20 protein-coding genes and 1 tRNA gene are annotated in these 21,634 nt (G+C 64.7%); 20 read left to right on the top strand and 1 reads right to left on the bottom strand.

Annotated elements, in window-relative coordinates; translation table 11 throughout:
- Positions 1-10 precede the first annotated feature (10 nt).
- Positions 11-1,552, top strand: coding sequence for a 2-isopropylmalate synthase (locus ACW4E8_RS08455; protein WP_456804073.1), 1,542 nt, complete (start codon positions 11-13; stop codon positions 1,550-1,552).
- Positions 1,553-1,649: 97 nt separating this feature from the next.
- Here ACW4E8_RS08455 and ACW4E8_RS08450 read toward each other — a convergent pair whose 3' ends face one another.
- Complete coding sequence (locus ACW4E8_RS08450; RefSeq protein ID WP_456804072.1) at positions 1,650-2,177, bottom strand: hypothetical protein; 528 nt, start codon at positions 2,175-2,177, stop codon at positions 1,650-1,652.
- A gap of 204 nt (positions 2,178-2,381) precedes the next feature.
- Between ACW4E8_RS08450 and ACW4E8_RS08445 the strand changes: the two genes are divergently transcribed.
- From ACW4E8_RS08445 to nuoL, 19 genes are all read left to right on the top strand, one after another.
- Positions 2,382-3,638, top strand: a complete 1,257-nt coding sequence (locus tag ACW4E8_RS08445; protein WP_340528767.1) for a branched-chain amino acid ABC transporter substrate-binding protein — start codon at positions 2,382-2,384, stop codon at positions 3,636-3,638.
- Positions 3,639-3,811: 173 nt separating this feature from the next.
- Positions 3,812-4,081 carry a 30S ribosomal protein S15 gene (gene rpsO, locus ACW4E8_RS08440; RefSeq protein WP_010809136.1) on the top strand — a complete coding sequence of 90 codons (270 nt, stop codon included), beginning with the start codon at positions 3,812-3,814 and terminating at the stop codon, positions 4,079-4,081.
- 451 nt (positions 4,082-4,532) lie between these two features.
- Positions 4,533-6,704: a polyribonucleotide nucleotidyltransferase gene (pnp, locus tag ACW4E8_RS08435; RefSeq protein ID WP_456804071.1), complete on the top strand. Its 2,172-nt coding sequence runs from the start codon at positions 4,533-4,535 to the stop codon at positions 6,702-6,704.
- 183 nt (positions 6,705-6,887) lie between these two features.
- Entirely contained in the window at positions 6,888-7,892 is a 1,005-nt protein-coding gene (locus ACW4E8_RS08430; protein ID WP_456804070.1) for an NAD(P)H-quinone oxidoreductase, read from the top strand.
- Between the two features lie 114 nt (positions 7,893-8,006).
- Positions 8,007-8,744 carry a triose-phosphate isomerase gene (gene tpiA / locus ACW4E8_RS08425; protein ID WP_456804069.1) on the top strand — a complete coding sequence of 246 codons (738 nt, stop codon included), beginning with the start codon at positions 8,007-8,009 and terminating at the stop codon, positions 8,742-8,744.
- A gap of 63 nt (positions 8,745-8,807) precedes the next feature.
- Positions 8,808-9,182, top strand: coding sequence for a preprotein translocase subunit SecG (secG, locus tag ACW4E8_RS08420; RefSeq protein ID WP_456804068.1), 375 nt, complete (start codon positions 8,808-8,810; stop codon positions 9,180-9,182).
- Between the two features lie 186 nt (positions 9,183-9,368).
- A tRNA-Leu gene (locus tag ACW4E8_RS08415) sits at positions 9,369-9,453 on the top strand.
- Between the two features lie 166 nt (positions 9,454-9,619).
- Positions 9,620-9,979, top strand: coding sequence for an NADH-quinone oxidoreductase subunit A (locus ACW4E8_RS08410; protein ID WP_010809131.1), 360 nt, complete (start codon positions 9,620-9,622; stop codon positions 9,977-9,979).
- Positions 9,980-9,985: 6 nt separating this feature from the next.
- Complete coding sequence (locus tag ACW4E8_RS08405; protein WP_008643342.1) at positions 9,986-10,468, top strand: NuoB/complex I 20 kDa subunit family protein; 483 nt, start codon at positions 9,986-9,988, stop codon at positions 10,466-10,468.
- A 1-nt stretch (position 10,469) separates the two neighbouring features.
- Positions 10,470-11,066, top strand: a complete 597-nt coding sequence (locus ACW4E8_RS08400; RefSeq protein WP_456804067.1) for an NADH-quinone oxidoreductase subunit C — start codon at positions 10,470-10,472, stop codon at positions 11,064-11,066.
- 9 nt (positions 11,067-11,075) lie between these two features.
- Complete coding sequence (locus tag ACW4E8_RS08395) at positions 11,076-12,329, top strand: NADH-quinone oxidoreductase subunit D (RefSeq protein WP_456804066.1); 1,254 nt, start codon at positions 11,076-11,078, stop codon at positions 12,327-12,329.
- A 186-nt stretch (positions 12,330-12,515) separates the two neighbouring features.
- Complete coding sequence (gene nuoE / locus ACW4E8_RS08390) at positions 12,516-13,010, top strand: NADH-quinone oxidoreductase subunit NuoE (RefSeq protein ID WP_456804065.1); 495 nt, start codon at positions 12,516-12,518, stop codon at positions 13,008-13,010.
- Between the two features lies 1 nt (position 13,011).
- Positions 13,012-14,307 (top strand): NADH-quinone oxidoreductase subunit NuoF, encoded by a 1,296-nt coding sequence (gene nuoF, locus ACW4E8_RS08385; RefSeq protein WP_018313199.1) that lies wholly within the window; start codon positions 13,012-13,014, stop codon positions 14,305-14,307.
- 12 nt (positions 14,308-14,319) lie between these two features.
- Positions 14,320-16,686: an NADH-quinone oxidoreductase subunit NuoG gene (gene nuoG / locus ACW4E8_RS08380; protein WP_456804064.1), complete on the top strand. Its 2,367-nt coding sequence runs from the start codon at positions 14,320-14,322 to the stop codon at positions 16,684-16,686.
- 21 nt (positions 16,687-16,707) lie between these two features.
- Positions 16,708-17,772: an NADH-quinone oxidoreductase subunit NuoH gene (gene nuoH / locus ACW4E8_RS08375; RefSeq protein WP_456804063.1), complete on the top strand. Its 1,065-nt coding sequence runs from the start codon at positions 16,708-16,710 to the stop codon at positions 17,770-17,772.
- 58 nt (positions 17,773-17,830) lie between these two features.
- Positions 17,831-18,322 (top strand): NADH-quinone oxidoreductase subunit NuoI, encoded by a 492-nt coding sequence (gene nuoI / locus ACW4E8_RS08370; RefSeq protein WP_340528738.1) that lies wholly within the window; start codon positions 17,831-17,833, stop codon positions 18,320-18,322.
- A gap of 197 nt (positions 18,323-18,519) precedes the next feature.
- Positions 18,520-19,164 (top strand): NADH-quinone oxidoreductase subunit J, encoded by a 645-nt coding sequence (locus ACW4E8_RS08365; protein WP_456804062.1) that lies wholly within the window; start codon positions 18,520-18,522, stop codon positions 19,162-19,164.
- A gap of 16 nt (positions 19,165-19,180) precedes the next feature.
- Positions 19,181-19,486 (top strand): NADH-quinone oxidoreductase subunit NuoK, encoded by a 306-nt coding sequence (gene nuoK, locus ACW4E8_RS08360; RefSeq protein ID WP_340528736.1) that lies wholly within the window; start codon positions 19,181-19,183, stop codon positions 19,484-19,486.
- A gap of 58 nt (positions 19,487-19,544) precedes the next feature.
- Positions 19,545-21,632, top strand: a complete 2,088-nt coding sequence (gene nuoL, locus ACW4E8_RS08355; protein ID WP_456804061.1) for an NADH-quinone oxidoreductase subunit L — start codon at positions 19,545-19,547, stop codon at positions 21,630-21,632.
- Positions 21,633-21,634: the final 2 nt, after the last annotated feature.

Below are 21,634 nucleotides of genomic sequence, written 5' to 3'. Positions count from 1 at the left end.
GCTCCACAAAATGTCTGACAAACTCATCATTTTCGACACCACCTTGCGTGACGGCGAGCAGTCGCCCGGCGCCTCGATGACCCGCGAGGAAAAGATCCGCATCGCACGCCAGCTGGAACGCCTGAAGGTCGATGTGATCGAGGCTGGTTTCGCGGCGAGCTCCAACGGCGACTTCGAGGCGATCCGCTCGATCGCGCAGGTGGTCAAGGACTCGACCATCTGCTCGCTGGCCCGTGCCAATGACAAGGACATTGCCCGCGCCGCCGAGGCGCTCAAGCCGGCCAACTCGTTCCGCATCCACACCTTCATCGCCACGTCCGCGCTGCACATGGAGAAGAAGCTGCGCATGACGCCGGACGAGGTGTATCAGCAGGCCCGCCTGGCGGTGCGCTTTGCGCGCCAGTTCACCGACGATATCGAGTTCTCGCCGGAAGACGGCAGCCGCTCGGACATGGACTTCCTGTGCCGCGTGCTGGAAGGCGTGATCGCCGAGGGCGCGACCACCATCAACCTGCCGGATACCGTGGGCTATGCCGTGCCGGAAGGCTACGCCGCGCTGATCCGCTCGGTGCGCGAGCGCATCCCCAACTCGGACAAGGCGATCTGGTCGGTGCACTGCCATAACGACCTGGGCATGGCCGTGGCCAACTCGCTCGCCGCCGTCAAGATGGCCGGCGCGCGCCAGGTCGAATGCACCATCAACGGCCTGGGCGAGCGCGCCGGCAACACCAGCCTGGAAGAAGTGGTGATGGCGGTGAAGACGCGTCGCGACTATTTCGACCTGGATGTCGGTGTGGATACCACGCAGATCGTGCCGGCCTCGAAGCTGGTGTCGCAGATCACCGGTTTCGTGGTGCAGCCGAACAAGGCCGTGGTGGGCGCCAATGCCTTCGCGCATGCTTCGGGCATCCACCAGGATGGCGTGCTCAAGGCGCGCGACACCTACGAGATCATGCGTGCGGAAGATGTGGGCTGGAGCGCCAACAAGATCGTGCTGGGCAAGCTGTCGGGCCGCAATGCCTTCAAGCAGCGCCTGCAGGAACTGGGCATCGAGCTCGAGAGCGAGAGCGAAGTCAATGCCGCCTTCACCCGCTTCAAGGAACTGGCCGACCAGAAGTCCGAGATCTTCGACGAGGACATCGTCGCCATCGTCTCGAACGAGGCCCAGCACGATGCCAACGAGCACTTCCGCTTTATCTCGCTGTCGCAGCACTCCGAGACCGGTGAGCGCCCGCACGCGCGCGTGGTGTTCAGCATGGACGGCCAGGAGCAGAGCGGCGAGGGCGAGGGCAACGGCCCGGTCGACGCCACCCTGCATGCGATTGAATCACGCGTGTCCAGCGGCGCCGAGATGGTGCTCTATTCGGTGAACGCCATCACCGGTGGCACCGAGGCCCAGGGCGAAGTCACCGTGCGCCTGTCCAAAGCTGGCCGCATCGTCAACGGCGTGGGCACCGACCCGGATATCGTCGCCGCCTCGGCCAAGGCCTACCTGGCCGCGCTGAACAAGCTGCACGACAAGGCTGTGCAAAAGATCAATCCGCAGATCTGACCAAGGCCTCTGCGTAGACGGCGGAAGGCTTACCCGGCCTGAGCGTCCGGACCAGGCCCGCCATTCCCGACCCGGGGGTGGCGGGCATTTTCATGGCTCAGTGGCGGCGCTCGTCGGGGTCGTACATCGGGTCTGGCGTGATCTGGGTCTGGCGCAGGATGCCGCCGTCGTCGAAATAGAAGTTGTACAGCGACGGCCACACGTCTTCATGGCGGAAGCGGTAGGACCAGACCTCGCGCCGCATCAGCGGGTAGTACTCGACCGGCAGGCGCGTCATGCCGAAATGCTCGGCCACGTCCTGCTTGGTCCAGGTGCCGACCTGCGCCTTGTACAGTTCCAGCGTAGACAGCACATTGCTGAAGCGGGTCAGGTTGCCGTTGCGGTCGAAGTCGGCGCCATAGGCGTACTGGCCCAGCGGCTGCTTGGTGTAGATCCAGCGCGAGGTCCCGTCGCGCAGCTGGAACACATCGGTGGGCGGACCGAACACGGCCTGTACCGCGGCCTGCGGCTGGCCCACCAGCTTGGTGCCTTCCTGTACCGGCATCAGCGTGGTGCAGGCAGACAGCATGGCGACGCCCAGCGCCAGCATGAGCCGGCGCACGCCGTTGGCGATGACAGAATTCATGGCAAACCTCGGTCGATGCGTGGATGGTGAATACCGCAAGTGTAGTGCGGCCTCCGGTCTTGTGTGCGCCGGGCGCTGCTTTTTGACGGATCTTCCCGCAACCTGGCGGTTTCCTCGCGGAAACGGCGGCCAATGATTGGGCCCGGGTGGCATTTGCCCGCAACCGGTCGCTGCCGTACTATCCAGCGCTTTCCGGGAGAGAACATGAAGGTTGCGGCACGGTGGCGTGGATGGCTGGGCGGGTTGTTGCTGGCGGCAGCGGCGGGCGCGTCGGCACAAGAGCCGATCCGGCTGGGCATGATCGACGGGCTGTCCGGCCCGTTTGCCAACGCGGGCGAAGCCGTGACGCGCAACCTGCGCCTGGCGATCGAGCGCATCAACGCGCGCGGCGGCGTCAAGACCGCCGAGGGTGCACGGCCCATGGAGCTGGTGACCTTTGACAGCAAAGGCAATGTCGACGAGAGCCTGATCCAGTTGCGGGCCCTGACCGACAAGCGCATTCCCTTTGTCCTGCAGGGCAACAGCTCGGCCGTGGCCGGCGCGCTGGTGTCGGCCATCAACCGCCACAACGCGCGCCAGCCCGACGCGCGCGTGCTGTTCCTGAACTACTCGGCGGTCGATCCCAGCCTGACCAACGAGAACTGCAGCTTCTGGCATTTCCGCTTCGACGCCAGCGCCGACATGCGCATGCAGGCGCTGACCGAGGTGATCCGTCAGGACCAGGCCGTGCGCCGCGTCTACCTGATCGACCAGGACTACAGCTTCGGCCACCAGGTGTCGCGCTCGGCGCGCGAGATGCTGGCGGCGCGCCGGCCGGATATCCAGATCGTGGGCGACGAGTTCCACCCGATCGGCAAGATCAAGGACTTTGCGCCCTATATCGCCAAGATCAAGGCGAGCGGGGCGGACGCGGTCATTACCGGCAACTGGGGCAACGACCTGACGCTGATGGTCAAGGCCGCACGCGAAGGCGGCCTGCAGGCCAAGTTCTACACCTTCTACGGCAATGGCCTGGGCGCGCCCGCGGCGATGGGCGATGCCGGCGTGGGCCGCGTGCTGGCGGTGGCCGAGTGGCACCCGAACGTGGGCGGGGCGGCATCGGACGCCTTCTACCAGCAGTTCCGCGCGCGCTATCCCGAGCCGAAGGACGACTACGTGCACCTGCGCATGCAGATGATGGTGGAAATGCTGGCGCGCGCGATCGAGCAGGCCGGCTCCACCGATGCGGTCAAGGTGGCGCGCGCGCTGGAGAACATGCGCTACGTCAACCAGTTCCATGAGGCCACCGTGCGTGCCGACGACCACCAGGTGCTGCAGCCGCTGTACGTGTCGGTGATGGAGCGCCAGGGCGGGGCAGTGCGCTTCGACAACGAGGGCTCGGGTTATGGCTTCCGTACCGTGCGCAAGCTCAAGGCCGCGCAGACCACGCTGCCGACCACGTGCCGGATGGAGCGCCCCTGAGCGCCAGCGCGCTCGCACAGGCCGCTCGGTACTCCAGTCGCAGCTTTTCGGCTATAATCCGCGGCTGTCGTTGCCTGGCCGTTGGCCGGGTGGCGGCGGTAGCCAGTCAAAACATGGCACGACGCATGCGGCGCATCCCGCGCTGTAGCGTTCGCAAGTGAAAGGAAATCATCATGGCAGTTGCCGATATCAACAAGTCCGAAGTCATCAAGCAGTTCGCACGTGGCGCCAACGACACTGGCAGCCCCGAAGTGCAAGTGGCCCTGCTGACCACCCGCATCAACGAACTGACCCCGCACTTCAAGGCCAACATGAAGGATCACCACAGCCGCCGCGGTCTGCTGCGCATGGTGAGCCGCCGTCGCCGCCTGCTGGACTACCTCAAGTCCAACGACGCCGACCGTTACCGCGCCCTGATCGAAAAGCTGGGCCTGCGCAAGTAAGGTTGCGCCCGATGGCAGCGCGATTCCAGGGTTTGCACGGTTTCGCGTGAGGCCTCGATGCCTGCTTCAGCAATGCTGGGGCAGGCATTTTGCATTTCTGGCGGGGTGAATCCGCTTTGCCCAGGGATGCAGGCAGTTGATGGAGTGATTTTCGCTTCACGCAGCCCGGCGGACATTCTGATTCCCCGGGCGCCCGTTGCAGCAAGCTGCGCAACGGAGTAAGTTGTTCTTTTTTCTGTTTTCAATACCCCGGACCGGCCAAGGAAACAGGGCTTTGTGTCATTCCAGCGCGGCATCGGCAACGCCAGTGCCGCGCTGGAATGGCATAGCACTTCCCTGCGACTGCGACCGGCAACCCGGCAGTTTGCCTGCGGCTGAGAACGCAGGCGTCGCAGGCCGTGCGCGTGTTATTGCGTGATTGCGCGGCCTGCACGCAAGCCAAGGAATGCACATGTCCATGTTCAACAAGATCGTCAAGGAATTCCAGTGGGGCCAGCACACGGTCCGCATGGAAACCGGCGAAATCGCCCGCCAGGCCGGCGGTGCCGTGCTGGTCGATGTGGAAGACACCGTGGTGCTGGCGACCGTGGTCGCCGCCAAGAGCCCGAAGCCGGGCCAGGACTTCTTCCCGCTGACCGTCGACTACATCGAGAAGACCTACGCGGCCGGCAAGATCCCCGGCGGCTTCTTCAAGCGTGAAGGCCGTCCGTCGGAAAACGAGACCCTGACCTCGCGCCTGATCGACCGTCCGCTGCGCCCGCTGTTCCCGGAAGGCTTCTACAACGAAGTCCAGGTGGTGATCCACGTGGTGTCGCTGAACCCGGAAGTGCCCGCTGACATTCCCGCGCTGATCGGCGCGTCGGCCGCGCTGGCCGTGTCGGGCATTCCGTTCAACGGCCCGGTTGGCGCTGCGCGCGTGGGCTACAAGGATGGCCAGTACCTGCTGAACCCGACCCGCTCGCAGCTCGCCACCTCGGACCTGGACCTGGTGGTCGCCGGCACCGAGCGCGCCGTGCTGATGGTGGAATCGGAAGCCAACCAGCTGTCCGAAGAGGTCATGCTGGGCGCCGTGGTCTATGGCCACGAGCAAATGCAGATCGCGATCAACGCCATCCATGAGCTGGTGCGCGAAGGCGGCAAGCCCGAGTGGGACTGGGCCCCGGCCGCCAAGAACGAGCCGCTGATCGCCAAGGTCACCGAAGTGGCACTGCCGCTGCTGCAGGAAGCCTACCAGCTGCGCCAGAAGTCGGCCCGCAGCCAGAAGCTGAAGGAAGTGAACGCCAACGTGGCGGCCGCACTGGCAGCCGCCGGCGTGGAAGCCGACAAGGTGGAAGTCGGCAATATCATGTTCGACCTGGAAGCCAAGATCGTGCGCGGCCAGGTGCTGGCTGGCGAGCCGCGTATCGACGGCCGCGACACCCGTACGGTGCGCCCGATCGAGATCCGCTCGTCGGTGCTGCCGCGCGCGCACGGCTCGGCGCTGTTCACCCGTGGTGAAACCCAGGCGCTGGTGGTGGCCACGCTCGGCACCAAGAGCGACGAGCAGATCATCGACGCGCTGGCCGGCGAATACCGCGACCGCTTCATGCTCCACTACAACATGCCCCCGTTCGCCACCGGTGAAACCGGCCGCGTGGGCAGCCCGAAGCGCCGCGAAATCGGCCACGGCCGCCTGGCCAAGCGCGCACTGATCCCGGTGCTGCCGAAGGACGATGAATTCGCCTACACCATCCGCCTGGTTTCGGAAATCACCGAATCCAACGGCTCGTCGTCGATGGCTTCGGTCTGCGGCGGCTGCCTGGCGCTGATGGACGCCGGCGTTCCGGTGAAGGCGCACGTCGCCGGCGTGGCCATGGGCCTGATCTTGGAAGGCAACAAGTTCGCCGTGCTGACCGACATCCTGGGTGACGAAGACCACCTGGGCGACATGGACTTCAAGGTGGCGGGTACCGACAACGGCATCACCGCGCTGCAGATGGACATCAAGGTCCAGGGCATCACCAAGGAGATCATGCAGGTTGCGCTGGCGCAGGCCCGTGAAGGCCGCCTGCACATCCTGCACAAGATGCAGGAAGCCATGGGCCACGCCCGCACCGAGCTGTCGGCACACGCACCGCGCATGATCACCATGAAGATCCATCCGGACAAGATCCGCGAAGTGATCGGCAAGGGCGGCTCGACCATCCAGGCGCTGACCAAGGAAACCGGCACCACCATCGACATCCAGGAAGACGGCACGATCACGATCGCGTCGACCTCGACCGACGGCATGGCCGAAGCCAAGCGCCGCATCGAGGGCATCACCGCGGAAGCCGAAGTGGGCAAGATCTACGCCGGTACCGTGCTGAAGCTGCTGGACTTCGGCGCCATCGTCAACATCCTGCCGGGCAAGGATGGCCTGCTGCACATCTCGGAAATCGTCAACGAGCGTGTGAAGGACATCAAGGACTGGCTGAAGGAAGGCCAGCATGTCCGCGTCAAGCTGATCCAGGCTGACGAGAAGGGCCGCCTGCGCCTGTCGCTGAAGGCCGCGCTGGCCGAAGAGGGCGGCAGCATCAGCCCGATCAACGCCGGCGAAGCCGCCGCGCCGGCCGCTCCGGCCGAAGGCTCGGAACAGCAGTAAAGTCAGCGGGGCAGGATTGCCCGCAGGTGCCGCCGCAAGGTGGCGCCGCCGAAAAAACGGCTGGACGATGTCCAGCCGTTTTTTTGTTTACACTGCCGGCAACCCTATCGAGCCAAGGCTCACACCGACCTGGCGCGACGCATCGTCGAGCCGCGCCAAGACAAGTACAAGGAGCAGAGCAGCATGCAAGCCATCGAGATCCGCGAATACGGTGCCCCCGAAGTCCTCCAGCTGACCGAGCGTCCCGACCCGGTGGCGGGTGCGGGCGAGGTCCTGATCCGCGTGGCTGCCGCCGGCGTCAACCGTCCGGACGTCTTCCAGCGCACCGGCAACTACCCGGTGCCGCCGGGCGCTTCGGACCTGCCCGGCCTGGAAGTGGCGGGCGTGGTGGTGGGCGGCGACCTGTCGCATGCCGACAACCGCTTCGGCCTGAAGGTGGGCGACCGCGTCTGCGCGCTGGTGCAGGGCGGCGGCTACGCACAGCTGTGCACGGCGCCGCTGGCGCAGGTCCTGCCCGCGCCGCAAGGCCTGAGCGATATCGAGGCCGCCGCGCTGCCGGAGACCTTCTTCACCGTCTGGAGCAATGTGTTCGACCGCGGCTACCTGGGCCAGGGCCCGCGCGGCAAGGATGAGACCCTGCTGATCCAGGGCGGCTCCAGCGGCATCGGCACGACCGCGATCCAGATCGCCAAGGCGCTGGGCTACAAGGTGTTCGTCACCGCCGGCACCGATGAGAAATGCAAGGCCTGCGAAGACCTGGGCGCCGATCGCGCGATCAACTACAAGACGCAGGACTTCGTCGCCGAGGTGGCCACGCTGACCGGCGGCAAGGGTGTCGACGTGATTCTCGACATGGTTGCCGGCCCGTACCTGGCGCGCGAGCTGAAGTGCATCGCCGACGATGGCCGCATCGTCATCATTGCGCTGCTGGGCGGCGCCAAGGCCGAGATCCCGCTGGGCGATATCCTGCGCCGGCGCATCACCGTGACCGGCTCCACGCTGCGTCCGCGCCCGGCATCGTTCAAGGGCAAGATCGCCGCGGCACTGCATGAGCAAGTGTGGCCGCTGCTGGCCGCCGGCAAGATCAAGCCGGTGATCCACCAGGTGTTCCCGGCCGCGCAGGCGGCCGATGCGCATCGCCTGATGGAGTCGAGCGAGCATATCGGCAAGATCGTGCTGACCTGGTAAGGCACATCGACCGTTGCATGTGGCCAATGCTGCCGCCCCTCGCCATCGGGCGGCGGTAGCGCCGTGCCCCCGCCACAAGCTACAATAGCGGGTTTGATTTGGGAGGGGCACTTCGTGAGACAAAAGCTCGTCATCGGCAATTGGAAGATGCATGGCAGCCTGGCTGCAAACGCAGCACTGCTGGAAGGCATCAAGGCTGGCGCGGCCAAGGCGACGCTGGCGGTCTGCGCGCCGTTCCCCTATCTTGCACAATGCCAGGCGTTGCTGAATGGCTCGCAGGTGGCCTGGGGCGCACAAGATGTGTCGGCAGAGGCGCGCGGCGCCTTTACCGGTGAAGTCGCGGCATCGATGGTGGGCGAGTTTGGCTGCACTTATGTGCTGGTCGGCCACTCGGAGCGCCGCACCTATCATGGCGAAACCGACCAGACCGTGGCGGCCAAGGCGCTGCGCGCGCTGGAATTCGGTATCGTCCCGGTGGTCTGCGTGGGCGAATCGCTGGCCCAGCGCGAGGCGGGCGAGACCGAGGCGGTGGTCGGCAAGCAACTGCAGGCCGTGCTGGACGCGCTGACGGTGGAGCAGCTGAGCCGCGTGGTGCTGGCCTATGAGCCGGTCTGGGCGATCGGCACCGGCAAGACCGCCACCAGCGAGCAGGCGCAGGCAGTGCACGCGTTCCTGCGCGGCCAGGTTACCGCGCGCGATGCGGGCGTGGCCGCTCGCATGGCCATCCTGTACGGCGGCAGCGTCAAGCCGGACAATGCGGCCGAACTGTTTTCCATGACCGATATCGACGGGGGCCTGATTGGCGGCGCCTCGCTGAAGTCGGAAGATTTTCTCGCGATCGGCAACGCCTGAATGCCGGCCGTTCCGATCGACCGATCAGGCAAGTAACCAGCCAGTAAGGCTTATTTAAATCAAATGGCAATCTTCAAGACTTTGTTGGTGGTGCTGCAGGTGTTGTCGGCGCTGGGCGTGATTGGCCTGGTGCTGATCCAGCATGGCAAGGGCGCCGATGTCGGCGCGGCATTCGGTTCGGGCGCCTCGGGCAGCCTGTTCGGTGCCACTGGCTCGGCAAACTTCCTGTCGCGCACCACCGCCGTGCTGGCCACGCTGTTCTTCGTCTGCACGCTGGCCCTGACGCTGCTGGGCAACTACAAGCCGGCTGCATCGCTGGGCGTGATGGGCGCGGCGCCGGCTTCGGCGCCCGCAGTGGCAGGTGCTTCGGCTCCCGCTGCAGCCGCGGCCGCGGCCGCTGACGCATCGGCGCCGGCAGCCCCCGCTGTTCCGAAATAATCCGTAAGCCTTGCGGCGGATTCCTGAGTTTTTTTGCAGTTGTGCGTTGAACAAAGCAAGAAATTTGGGTTAGAATGCAAGGCTTGAAACGATTCCCCAGCGATGGGTTCCGAGCAAAGACGAAAGCCTCTGCAACGGACCTGAAGGGCCTGAAAACCCGGCGCCAGGCAATATGTTTCTCCCCCAGCCGACGTGGTGAAATTGGTAGACACGCTATCTTGAGGGGGTAGTGGCGAAAGCTGTGCGAGTTCGAGTCTCGCCGTCGGCACCAAACAACTTGATCGGAGTCCCTGGCCGGGCAATGCACCCGAGCGTGGGGCTCCGGCAGTCCGCAAGGCGGCGCGCCATGAGGCTTATGGCTTAGCGCCTGGGGTGGGCAACAGGACGCCGCTTCAGCTGGTGCTGTTGACAACATTCCAGATAAGGCTGGCCGTACCTTGAATCTCGAAGCCTACTTCCCCGTTCTCATCTTCATCATCTTCGGTGTCGTGCTTGGCGTGGCGCTGATGTCGATCGGTCGGATCCTCGGTCCGAACAAGCCCGATCCCGCGAAGCTGTCGCCGTACGAGTGCGGCTTCGAAGCGTTCGAGGACGCGCGCATGAAGTTCGATGTGCGCTACTACCTCATCGCCATCCTGTTTATCCTGTTCGATCTCGAAACCGCCTTCCTGTTTCCGTGGGGTGTCGCCCTGCGGGATATCGGCTGGCCGGGTTTCATCGCCATGGGCGTGTTTCTGCTGGAATTCATCGTGGGCTTCGTCTACATCTGGAAAAAGGGCGCGCTCGATTGGGAGTGATGTGAAATGGCAATCGAAGGCGTTCTCAATGAAGGCTTCGTCACGACTACCGCTGACAAGCTGATCAACTGGACCCGCACCGGGTCGCTGTGGCCGATGACTTTCGGCCTGGCCTGCTGTGCCGTGGAAATGATGCATGCCGGCGCCGCGCGCTACGACATGGACCGCTTCGGCGTGATCTTCCGCCCGTCGCCGCGCCAGTCGGACGTGATGATCGTGGCCGGCACGCTGTGCAACAAGATGGCCCCCGCGCTGCGCAAGGTCTACGACCAGATGGCGGAACCGCGCTGGGTGATCTCGATGGGCTCGTGCGCCAATGGCGGCGGCTACTACCACTACTCGTACTCGGTGGTGCGTGGCTGCGACCGCATCGTGCCGGTGGATATCTACGTGCCGGGCTGCCCGCCGACGGCCGAAGCGCTGATCTACGGCGTGATCCAGCTGCAGAACAAGATCAAGCGTACCAACACCATCGCGCGCAAGGGCTGAAATGGCGAAGCTTGACATCCTGAAGGCCGCGCTCGAGAAAGCTCTCGGCAAGCGCGTGCAGAATCTGATCGAGGCGACCGGCGAACTGACGCTGATCGTCAAGGCCGACGACTACCTCGAAGTTGCCCGCATCCTGCGCGACGATCCGACGCTGCGCTTCGAGCAGCTGATCGACCTGTGCGGCGTGGACTATTCCGAGTACGGCGACGGTGCCTGGGACGGCCTGCGTTTTGCCGCGGTCTCGCAGCTGCTGTCGATTACCCACAACTGGCGCCTGCGCGTGCGCGTGTTCGCCCCGGACGATGATTTCCCGGTGCTGCCGTCGGTAATCGACGTGTGGAACGGCGTCAACTGGTTCGAGCGTGAAGCCTTCGATTTCTACGGCATCGTCTTCGACGGCCATCCGGACCTGCGCCGCATCCTGACCGACTACGGTTTCGTCGGCCATCCGTTCCGCAAGGATTTCCCGGTTTCGGGCTTCGTCGAGATGCGCTACGACCCGGAACAGAAGCGGGTCATCTACCAGCCGGTCACGATCGAGCCGCGCGAAATCACCCCGCGCGTGATCCGCGAGGACAACTACGGCGGCTTGCACTGATAACGCGCCATGGCAGACATCAAGAACTACACCCTGAACTTCGGCCCGCAACACCCGGCAGCGCACGGCGTGCTGCGCCTGGTGCTGGAGCTGGACGGCGAAGTCATCCAGCGCGCCGACCCCCATATCGGCCTGCTGCACCGTGCCACTGAAAAGCTGGCCGAGCAGAAGACCTGGATCCAGAACGTGCCGTACATGGACCGCCTCGACTATGTGTCGATGATGGTCAACGAGCACGCCTACGTGATGGCAATCGAGCGCCTGCTGGGCCTCGAGGTGCCGGTGCGCGCGCAGTACATCCGCGTGATGTTCGACGAGATCACCCGCCTGCTGAACCACCTGATGTGGATCGGCTCGCACGCGCTGGACGTGGGCGCGATGGCGGTGTTCCTGTACGCCTTCCGCGAGCGCGAGGACATGTTCGACATGTACGAGGCGGTGTCGGGCGCGCGCATGCACGCGGCCTACTATCGTCCGGGCGGCGTGTATCGCGACCTGCCTGACACGATGCCGCAATATCGTGCGTCCAAGGTACACAACGAGCGCGCCATCAAGGCCATGAACGAGGCGCGTTCGGGCTCGCTGCTGGACTTCATCGAGGACTTCACCAACCGGTTCCCGAAGCACGTCGACGAATACGAGACGCTGCTGACTGACAACCGGATCTGGAAGCAGCGCCTGGTGGACATCGGCGTGGTCAGCCCGGAACGCGCGCTGCAGATGGGCTTTACCGGCCCGATGCTGCGTGGCTCCGGCATCGAATGGGACCTGCGCAAGAAGCAGCCGTACGAGGTGTACGACAAGATGGACTTCGACATCCCGGTGGGCGTGGGCGGCGACTGCTACGCGCGCTATCTGGTGCGCGTGGAGGAGATGCGCCAGTCCAACCGGATCATCAAGCAGTGCGTGGAATGGCTGCGCCGCAACCCGGGCCCGGTGATTACCGATAACCACAAGGTGGCGCCGCCCTCGCGCGTGGACATGAAGTCCAACATGGAAGAGCTGATCCACCACTTCAAGCTGTTCACCGAAGGCATGCACGTGCCGGAAGGCGAAGCGTATGCTGCGGTGGAGCACCCGAAGGGCGAATTTGGCATCTACGCGATCTCGGACGGGGCGAACAAGCCGTACCGCCTGAAGATCCGTGCACCTGGTTTCCCTCACTTGGCCGCGCTCGACGAAATGGCCAAGGGACACATGATTGCTGACGCGGTAACGATCATCGGCACGCAAGACATCGTCTTCGGCGAGATCGACCGCTAATCACGGACCGCCGGCCCGGACGACGATCCGGGCGCTTTCCGCGGCGCTCCCCAGGGGGGGCGGGCGGAAGACCCGCGGCGGACCGGTAGGGCCTCAGGCCTGCCGGCGGAACGGGCAGCGACGGCTGCAAACCTGCGGAAGGGAACGCCCAGTGGCGCTGCCTGACGCCGTTTTACTGCAATGACCATGCTATCAGCAGAAGCTCTCAAGGAAATCGATCGCGCGATCGCGAAGTATCCGGCCGACCAGAAGCAGTCGGCCGTGATGGCGGCGCTTGCCGTGGCGCAGGGCGAGGTGGGCTGGGTTTCCCCCGAAGTCATGCAGTTCGTCGCCAACTACCTCGAGATGCCGCCCGTGTGGGTGGAAGAGGTGGCGACCTTCTACAACATGTACGACACCAAGCCGGTGGGCAAGTACAAGCTCACCGTCTGCACCAACCTGCCGTGCGCCCTGTCGGGCGGCGAGCGGGCTGGCGACTACCTGAAGCGCAAGCTCGGGATCGACTACAACGAAACCACCGCGGATGGCTGCTTCACGCTGAAGGAAGGCGAGTGCATGGGCGCTTGCGGCGATGCGCCGGTGATGATCGTCAACAACACCCGCATGTGCAGCTGGATGAGCGACGACAAGCTCGACGCCCTGGTCGACGAGCTCAAGGCCGAAGCCAAGGGGGGCAAGTAACATGACCAGTCTGCACGACCGCCATATCCAGCCGCTGATCCTGGCCGGCCTGGACGGCAAGAATTGGCACCTGGAAGACTACGTCAAGCGTGGCGGCTACCAGCAACTGAAGCGCATCCTGACCGAGAAGATTCCGCCCGAGCAGGTGATCGCCGACGTCAAGGCCTCGGGCCTGCGCGGCCGTGGCGGTGCGGGCTTCCCGACCGGCCTGAAGTGGAGCTTCATGCCGCGTACGTTCCCGGGTCAGAAATACCTGGTCTGCAACACCGATGAAGGCGAGCCCGGCACGTTCAAGGACCGCGACATCATCCGCTACAACCCGCATTCGCTGATCGAGGGCATGGCCATCGGCGCGTATGCGATGGGCATCACCGTGGGCTACAACTACATCCACGGCGAGATCTGGAACGAGTACAAGATCTTCGAGGAAGCCCTCGAAGAGGCGCGCGCTGCCGGCTTCCTGGGTGACAACATCCTGGGCTCGGGCTTTGATTTCCAGCTGCACGCGCACCACGGCTACGGCGCCTACATCTGCGGCGAGGAAACCGCGCTGCTCGAATCGCTGGAAGGCAAGAAAGGCCAGCCGCGCTTCAAGCCGCCGTTCCCGGCCAGCTTTGGCCTGTACGGCAAGCCGACCACCATCAACAACACTGAGACCTTCGCCGCGGTGCCGTTCCTGCTGGCCGTCGGCCCCGAGAACTACCTGAAGATGGGCAAGCCAAACAACGGCGGCACCAAGATCTTCTCGATCTCGGGCGACGTCGAGCGTCCCGGCAACTACGAGATCCCGCTGGGCACGCCGTTCGCCAAGCTGCTGGAACTCGCCGGCGGCATGCGCGGCGGCAAGCGCATCAAGGCGGTGATCCCGGGCGGTTCGTCCGCGCCGGTGGTGCCGGGCGACCTGATGATGGCGTCCGACATGGACTACGACTCGATCGCCAAGGCCGGCTCGATGCTGGGCTCGGGCGCGGTGATCGTGATGGACGAGACGCGCTGCATGGTCCGCTCGCTGCTGCGCCTGTCGTACTTCTATTTTGAGGAATCGTGCGGCCAGTGCACGCCGTGCCGCGAAGGCACCGGCTGGCTCTACCGCATGGTCAATCGCATCGAACACGGAGAGGGGCGCCAGGAAGACCTGGACCTGCTCAACAACGTCGCGGAAAACATCATGGGCCGCACCATCTGCGCGCTCGGCGATGCCGCGGCGATGCCGGTCCGCGGCATGCTCAAGCACTACTGGAAAGAGTTCGAGTATCACGTCGAACACAAGCAGTGCATGGTTCCGGCCTACATCTAAGCGTGGCAGAACATGGTTGAACTAGAGATCGACGGCAAGAAGGTTGAGGTTGCTGAAGGCAGCCTGGTGATGGAAGCGGCCCGCAAGCTGGGCACCTACATCCCGCACTTCTGCTACCACCGCAAACTGTCCATCGCGGCCAACTGCCGCATGTGCCTGGTCGAGGTCGAAAAGGCCCCGAAGGCGCTGCCTGCCTGCGCCACGCCGGTAACCCCCGGCATGAAAGTCTTCACCAATTCGGAGAAGGCGGTCAAGGCGCAGAAGTCCGTGATGGAATTCCTGCTGATCAACCACCCGCTCGACTGCCCGATCTGCGATCAGGGCGGCGAATGCCAGCTGCAGGATCTGGCCGTGGGCTACGGTGCCTCGGAATCGCGCTACAAGGAAGAGAAGCGCGTGGTGTTCCACAAGAATGTGGGCCCGCTGATCTCCATGGAGGAGATGACCCGCTGCATCCACTGCACCCGCTGCGTGCGTTTCGGCCAGGAAGTGGCCGGCGTGATGGAGCTGGGCATGCTGGGCCGCGGCGAGCATTCGGAAATCACCACCTTCGTCGGCAAGACCGTCGATTCGGAACTGTCGGGCAACATGATCGACCTGTGCCCGGTCGGCGCGTTGACCAGCAAGCCGTTCCGCTACTCGGCCCGTACCTGGGAACTGGCCCGCCGCAAGTCGGTGTCGCCGCACGATGGCCTGGGCGCGAACCTGGTGGTGCAGACCAAGAACCAGCGCGTGATGCGCGTGCTGCCGCTGGAAAACGAAGACATCAACGAGTGCTGGATCTCCGACAAGGACCGCTTCTCGTATGAAGGCCTGAACAGCGCCGACCGCCTGACCCGCCCGCTGCTGAAGCAGGGCGGCGAATGGATGGAAACCGACTGGCAGACCGCGCTGGAATACGTCGCCAACGGCCTCGCCGGCATCAAGCGCGATCACGGCGCCGACCAGATCGCCGCGCTGGCCAGCCCGCACAGCACGCTGGAAGAGCTGTTCCTGCTGGGCAAGCTGATGCGCGGCCTGGGCAGCGACAACGTCGACTTCCGCCTGCGCCAGTCCGACTTCTCGGCCGCGCTGAAGGGTACGCCGTGGCTGGGCATGCCGGTGGCCGACGTGACCACGCTGCAACGCGTGCTGGTGATCGGCTCGTCGCTGCGCAAGGATCATCCGCTGCTGGCCTCGCGCCTGCGCCAGGCCACCAAGAAGGGTGCCCGCGTGGCCGTGCTGGGTGCCGGCGGTGAAGACCTGCTGATGCCGCTGGCCGCCCGCATCGACGTGGCGCCGTCGGGCTGGACCGCGGCGCTCGCCGGCGTGGCCCGTGCCGTGGCCGCCGCCAAGGGCGTTGCTGCCCCGGCCGGCACCGAAGGTTTCGACGGCGGCGAAGCCGCTGGCAAGGTGGCCGAAGCGCTGCTTTCGGGCGAGCGCCGTGCGGTGTTCCTCGGCAACGAGGCGGTGCGTCATCCGCAGTTCTCGGCGCTGCACGCGCTGGCACAGTGGATCGCCACCGAAACCGGTGCGACGCTGGGCTTCCTGACCGAAGCCGCCAACACCGTCGGCGGCTATGTCGCCGGCGCGCTGCCCAAGCAGGGCGGCGCCAATGCGCAGGCGATGCTGGACACGCCGCGCAAGGCCTACGTCCTGCTGAACACCGAACCCGAGTTCGACGCCGCCGACCCGCGCAAGGCGCTGGCCGCGCTGGCCCAGGCCGGCACGGTGGTGGTGCTGTCGCCGTTCCGTTCGGAAGCGGCCATGCAGTACGCCGACGTGATCCTGCCGGTGACGCCGTTCACGGAAACCTCCGGCACCTTCGTCAACTGCGAAGGCAAGCCGCAGAGCTTCAATGGCGTGGTGCGCGCCCTGGGCGAATCGCGTCCGGGCTGGAAGGTGCTGCGCGTGCTGGGCAACCTGCTGGACGTGGCCGGCTTCGACTACGAAACCGCCGAGTCGGTGCGTGCTGAAGTGCTGTCGGCCCCGGTCGACGCGCAGCTGGACAACGCCACCGATGCGCCGATCCGCGTCGCCGCCGCTGCCGCCAACGGCATCGAACGCATTGCCGATGTGCCGATCTACCACGCCGACCCGATCGTGCGCCGCGCCGAGTCGCTGCAGCTGAGCGCTGCCGCGCGCCGCGCCATGCAGATCGCGCTGCCGGCCGACCTGTTCGCCAGCCTTGGCATCCAGTCCGGCGATCCGGTGCGTGTCACGCAAGGGCAGGGCAGTGTCGTGCTGCCGGCCGTGCTTGAAGCCACGCTCCCGGCCAACACCGTGCGCGTGCCGGCGGCAACGCCGGCGGCCATGAGCCTGGGCGCGATGTACGGCACGGTCACCGTAGAGAAGGCCATTGACCTGGTGCCGGCCACCGGCACCGTGGCCACGGCGTAAGAACAAGAGCGAGAACAAGACATGATTGACTGGATTACCTCGCAAGGACAGGGCCTGCTGGGTGCCTACTGGACACCGCTGTGGATCCTGATTCGCGCCGTGATCATCGTGGTGCCGCTGCTGCTGTGCGTGGCTTACCTGATCCTGTGGGAGCGCAAGCTGATCGGCTGGATGCACGTCCGTATCGGCCCGAACCGCGTGGGCCCGCTGGGCCTGCTGCAGCCGATTGCCGACGTGCTGAAGCTGCTGCTCAAGGAAGTCATGATGCCCACGCAGGTCAGCCGGGGCATGTACCTGATCGCCCCGCTGATGGTGCTGATGCCCGCCGTGGCGGTCTGGGCCGTGATTCCGTTCCAGGCCGAAGTGGTGCTGGCGGATGTGAACGCCGGCTTGCTGTATGTGATGGCGATCAGCTCGGTGGGCGTGTACGGCGTGATCCTGGCCGGCTGGGCCTCGAACTCCAAGTACGCCTTCATCGGTGCCATGCGTGCCGCGGGCCAGATGGTGTCGTATGAAATCGCCATGGGCTTTGCGCTGGTGACGGTGCTTATGGTTGCCGGCAGCCTGAACCTGTCGGCCATCGTCAACGGCCAGAACACCGGCTACTTTGCCGACATGGGCATCAATATCCTGTCGTGGAACTGGCTGCCGCTGCTGCCGATGTTCGGCGTCTACTTCGTCTCGGGCGTGGCCGAAACCAACCGCCACCCGTTCGACGTGGTGGAAGGCGAATCGGAAATCGTGGCCGGCCACATGATCGAATATTCGGGCATGGGCTTCGCGCTGTTCTTCCTGGCCGAGTACATCAACATGATCATCATCTCGACGATGACCGCGCTGATGTTCCTGGGCGGCTGGGCGCCTCCGATCGATAGCGTGCTGACCAACGCGATCCCGGGCTTCTTCTGGCTGGTGATCAAGGTATTCCTGCTGCTGTCCGTCTTCATCTGGATCCGCGCCACGTTCCCGCGCTACCGCTATGACCAGATCATGCGCCTGGGCTGGAAGGTGTTCATCCCCCTGACGGTGGCGTGGCTGATCATCGTGGCGATCTGGATCAAGTCGCCCTGGAACATCTGGCACTGAACGGCCAAACGACGGTGCGCGCCACGGCGCGCACCGTGTGGAAACACTAGGAAGCATCATGCTGCTCGTCATCAAGGACTTCTTCAACAGCCTGCTCCTGAAGGAACTCTTCAAGGGCATGGCCGTGACCGGCCGTTATCTCTTCGCGCGCAAGATCACCGTCCAGTTCCCGGAAGAGAAAACGCCGATCTCGCCGCGCTTCCGCGGCCTGCACGCACTGCGCCGCTACCCGAACGGGGAAGAGCGCTGCATCGCCTGCAAGCTGTGCGAGGCGGTGTGCCCGGCGCTGGCCATCACGATCGAGTCCGACGCGCGCGCCGACGGCACGCGCCGCACGACCCGCTATGACATCGACCTGACCAAGTGCATCTTCTGCGGTTTCTGCGAAGAGGCCTGCCCGGTCGACGCCATCGTGGAAACGCAGATCCTGGAGTACCACGGCGAGAAGCGCGGTGACCTGTACTTCACCAAGGACATGCTGCTGGCAGTGGGCGACCGCTACGAGCCGCAGATCGCCGCAGCCAAGGCTGCCGACGCGAAGTACCGCTAAGCCGAATTACCGGCCGGAAGTCTCGGCCAGAAGTACCGCCGGTTGGCGGCTGCCGCAAGCAACAGACCTGGCAGCCGCCGCCACCGAATTTGAATGCGGCCCCTGCAATGCAAGGGGCCAATGCAAGGATGCCGCAGGAGCGGGCCACCCGAAGGGCGGCTTGTGCCGGACGGCCCAGAGAGGATCCGATAGGGACCATGGAACTCACGACCACCATCTTCTACGTCTTTGCGCTGGTGCTGGTGCTCTCCGCACTGAAAGTCATCACTGCGAAGAACCCGGTGCACTCCGCACTGTTCCTCGTGCTGTCGTTCTTCACGGCCGCCGCGATCTGGATGCTTCTCAAGGCGGAATTCCTCGCCATCCTGCTGGTGCTGGTCTATGTCGGCGCGGTGATGGTGCTGTTCCTGTTCGTGGTGATGATGATCGATATCGACATCGAGCACCTGCGGCGGGACTTCTGGACCTACGTGCCGATGGCCTCGGTGGTGGGCGCGCTGATCATCGCCGAGATGGCGATCGTGCTGGTGCGCAACTTCATCGGCACCACCACGCCGGTGGTCGCCAGCGGTTCGCAGGAGCCGGGCTACTCGAACTCCGCCGCGCTCGGCAAGGTGATCTACACCGACTATATCTACGCCTTTGAAGTGGCCGGCATCATCCTGCTGGTGGCGATCATCGCCGCCGTGGCGCTGACGCTGCGCCGCCGCAAGGACGTCAAGGCCCAGGACGTGTCGGCGCAGCTGCGCACCCGCCGCGACGACCGCGTGCGCCTGGTGCCGATGCAGTCCGAAGGTCAGACCCAGCAGACGGAAGCCGCGGCTGCCGCCAATAAGAACTAAAGCCCGGAGAAACGCTGTGCTCTCTCTCGCTCACTACCTCGTCCTCGGTGCGATCCTGTTCGCGATCAGCATCGTCGGCATCTTCCTGAACCGCAAGAACGTGATCGTGCTGCTGATGGCGATCGAACTGATGCTGCTTGCGGTGAACATGAACTTCGTCGCCTTCTCGCATTACCTGGGCGACCTGGCTGGTCAGGTTTTCGTTTTCTTCATCCTCACGGTGGCCGCCGCCGAGTCGGCAATCGGTCTCGCCATCCTGGTTGTGCTGTTCCGCAACCTGGATACGATCAACGTGGACGACATGGATACCCTCAAGGGCTGATCCGTGCCGCACTACGCAGATACCCAAGACTCACCGACCGCACACCACTAAGCGTCCTATGGCAACCACGCTCAACCCCAACCTGCTGCTTGCGATTGCGCTGGCGCCGCTAGTCGGCTCCGCGATCGCCGGCCTGTTCGGTACCAAGTTCTTCGACCTGTTTTCCTCGGAGTCGCGCGGCGGCCGGATCGTGGCGCATACCGCCACGATCCTGGGCGTTGCCATTTCCTTCGTGCTGTCGGTGATGGTGCTGCTCGACGTGATGAACGGCGCCGGCTACAACGGCACCGTCTACGAGTGGATGGCCATCGGCAGCCTGAAGATGGAGGTCGGCTTCCTGGTCGACTCGCTGACCGCGATGATGATGGTCGTGGTGACCTTCGTCTCGCTGATGGTGCACATCTACACCGTCGGCTACATGAACGGGGACCCCGGCTACAACCGCTTCTTCGCCTACATCTCGCTGTTCACCTTCTCGATGCTGATGCTGGTGATGAGCAACAACTTCCTGCAGCTGTTCTTCGGCTGGGAAGCGGTGGGCCTGGTGTCGTACCTGCTGATCGGCTTCTGGTACACCCGCCCGACGGCCATCTTCGCCAACCTGAAGGCGTTCCTGGTCAACCGCGTCGGCGACTTTGGCTTCATCCTGGGCATCGGCCTGCTGCTGGCCTACAGCGGCAGCATGAACTACACCGAAGTGTTCGCCGCGCGCGACCAGCTGGCCACCGTGATCTTCCCGGGCACCGACTGGCTGATGATCACCGTGGCCTGCATCTGCCTGTTCATCGGCGCGATGGGCAAGTCGGCGCAGTTCCCGCTGCACGTCTGGCTGCCTGACTCGATGGAAGGCCCGACCCCGATCTCGGCACTGATCCACGCGGCAACCATGGTGACCGCCGGCATCTTCATGGTCGCGCGCATGTCGCCGCTGTTCGAGCTGTCGGATACGGCACTGTCCTTTGTGCTGGTGATCGGCGCCATCACGGCGCTGTTCATGGGCTTCCTGGGCATCATCCAGAACGACATCAAGCGCGTGGTCGCTTACTCGACCCTGTCGCAGCTGGGCTACATGACCGTGGCGCTGGGCGCTTCGGCCTACTCGGTGGCCGTGTTCCACCTGATGACGCACGCGTTCTTCAAGGCACTGCTGTTCCTGGGCGCGGGCTCGGTCATCATCGGCATGCACCACGACCAGGACATCCGCAACATGGGCGGCCTGCGCAAGTACATGCCGATCACCTGGATCACCTCGCTGGTGGGTTCGCTGGCGCTGATCGGCACACCGTTCTTCGCGGGCTTCTACTCCAAGGACTCGATTATCGAGGCTGTGGCCGAATCGCATATCGCCGGTTCGAGCTTTGCCTACTACGCCGTGCTGGCCGGCGTGTTCGTGACCGCGTTCTACTCGTTCCGCATGTACTTCATGGTCTTCCACGGCAAGGAGCGCTGGGGCCAGAACCATGCCCACCAGCACCATGAGGGTGACCACGAGGACGAGGAAGTCACGCTCGACCACCACCATGGCCTGGCCGCCGGCGAGAAGCCGCACGAGTCGCCGTGGGTGGTGACCCTGCCGCTGGTGCTGCTGGCGATCCCGTCGGTGATCATTGGTGCGCTCGCGATCGAGCCGATGCTGTTCGGCGACTTCTTCAAGAGCGGCATCGCCTTCAAGGACGTGATCTTCGTCGGCGAGAACCACCACGCCATGGCCGAGCTCAAGGAAGCCTTCCACGGCTGGGTGCCGATGGCGCTGCACTCGCTGACCACGCCCGTGCTGTGGCTGGCCGTCGCCGGTGTCGTGCTGTCGTGGTTCTTCTACATGAAGCGCCCGGACATCCCCGAGGCGATCAAGAACCGCTTCTCGGGCCTGTACACGCTGCTCGACAACAAGTACTACATGGACGCCATCAACCAGGCCGTGTTCGCCCGCGGCGCACGCCTGCTCGGTACCGGCCTGTGGAAGGGCGGCGACCAGAGCCTGATCGACGGCCTGTTCGTCAACGGCGCGGCGCGCCTGGTGGCTTCGTTTGCTTCGGCGAGCCGCTACCTGCAGTCGGGCTATATCTACCACTACGCATTCGCGATGATCGTCGGCATGCTGGTGCTGCTGACGCTGACGGTCACGGGCGTGATCGGCACCAAGTGATA

This window comes from Cupriavidus sp. CP313, from assembly GCF_054072015.1.
The sequence above is the reverse complement of the archived record's forward strand: the minus strand, read 5'-3'. Positions and strand labels throughout refer to the sequence as shown.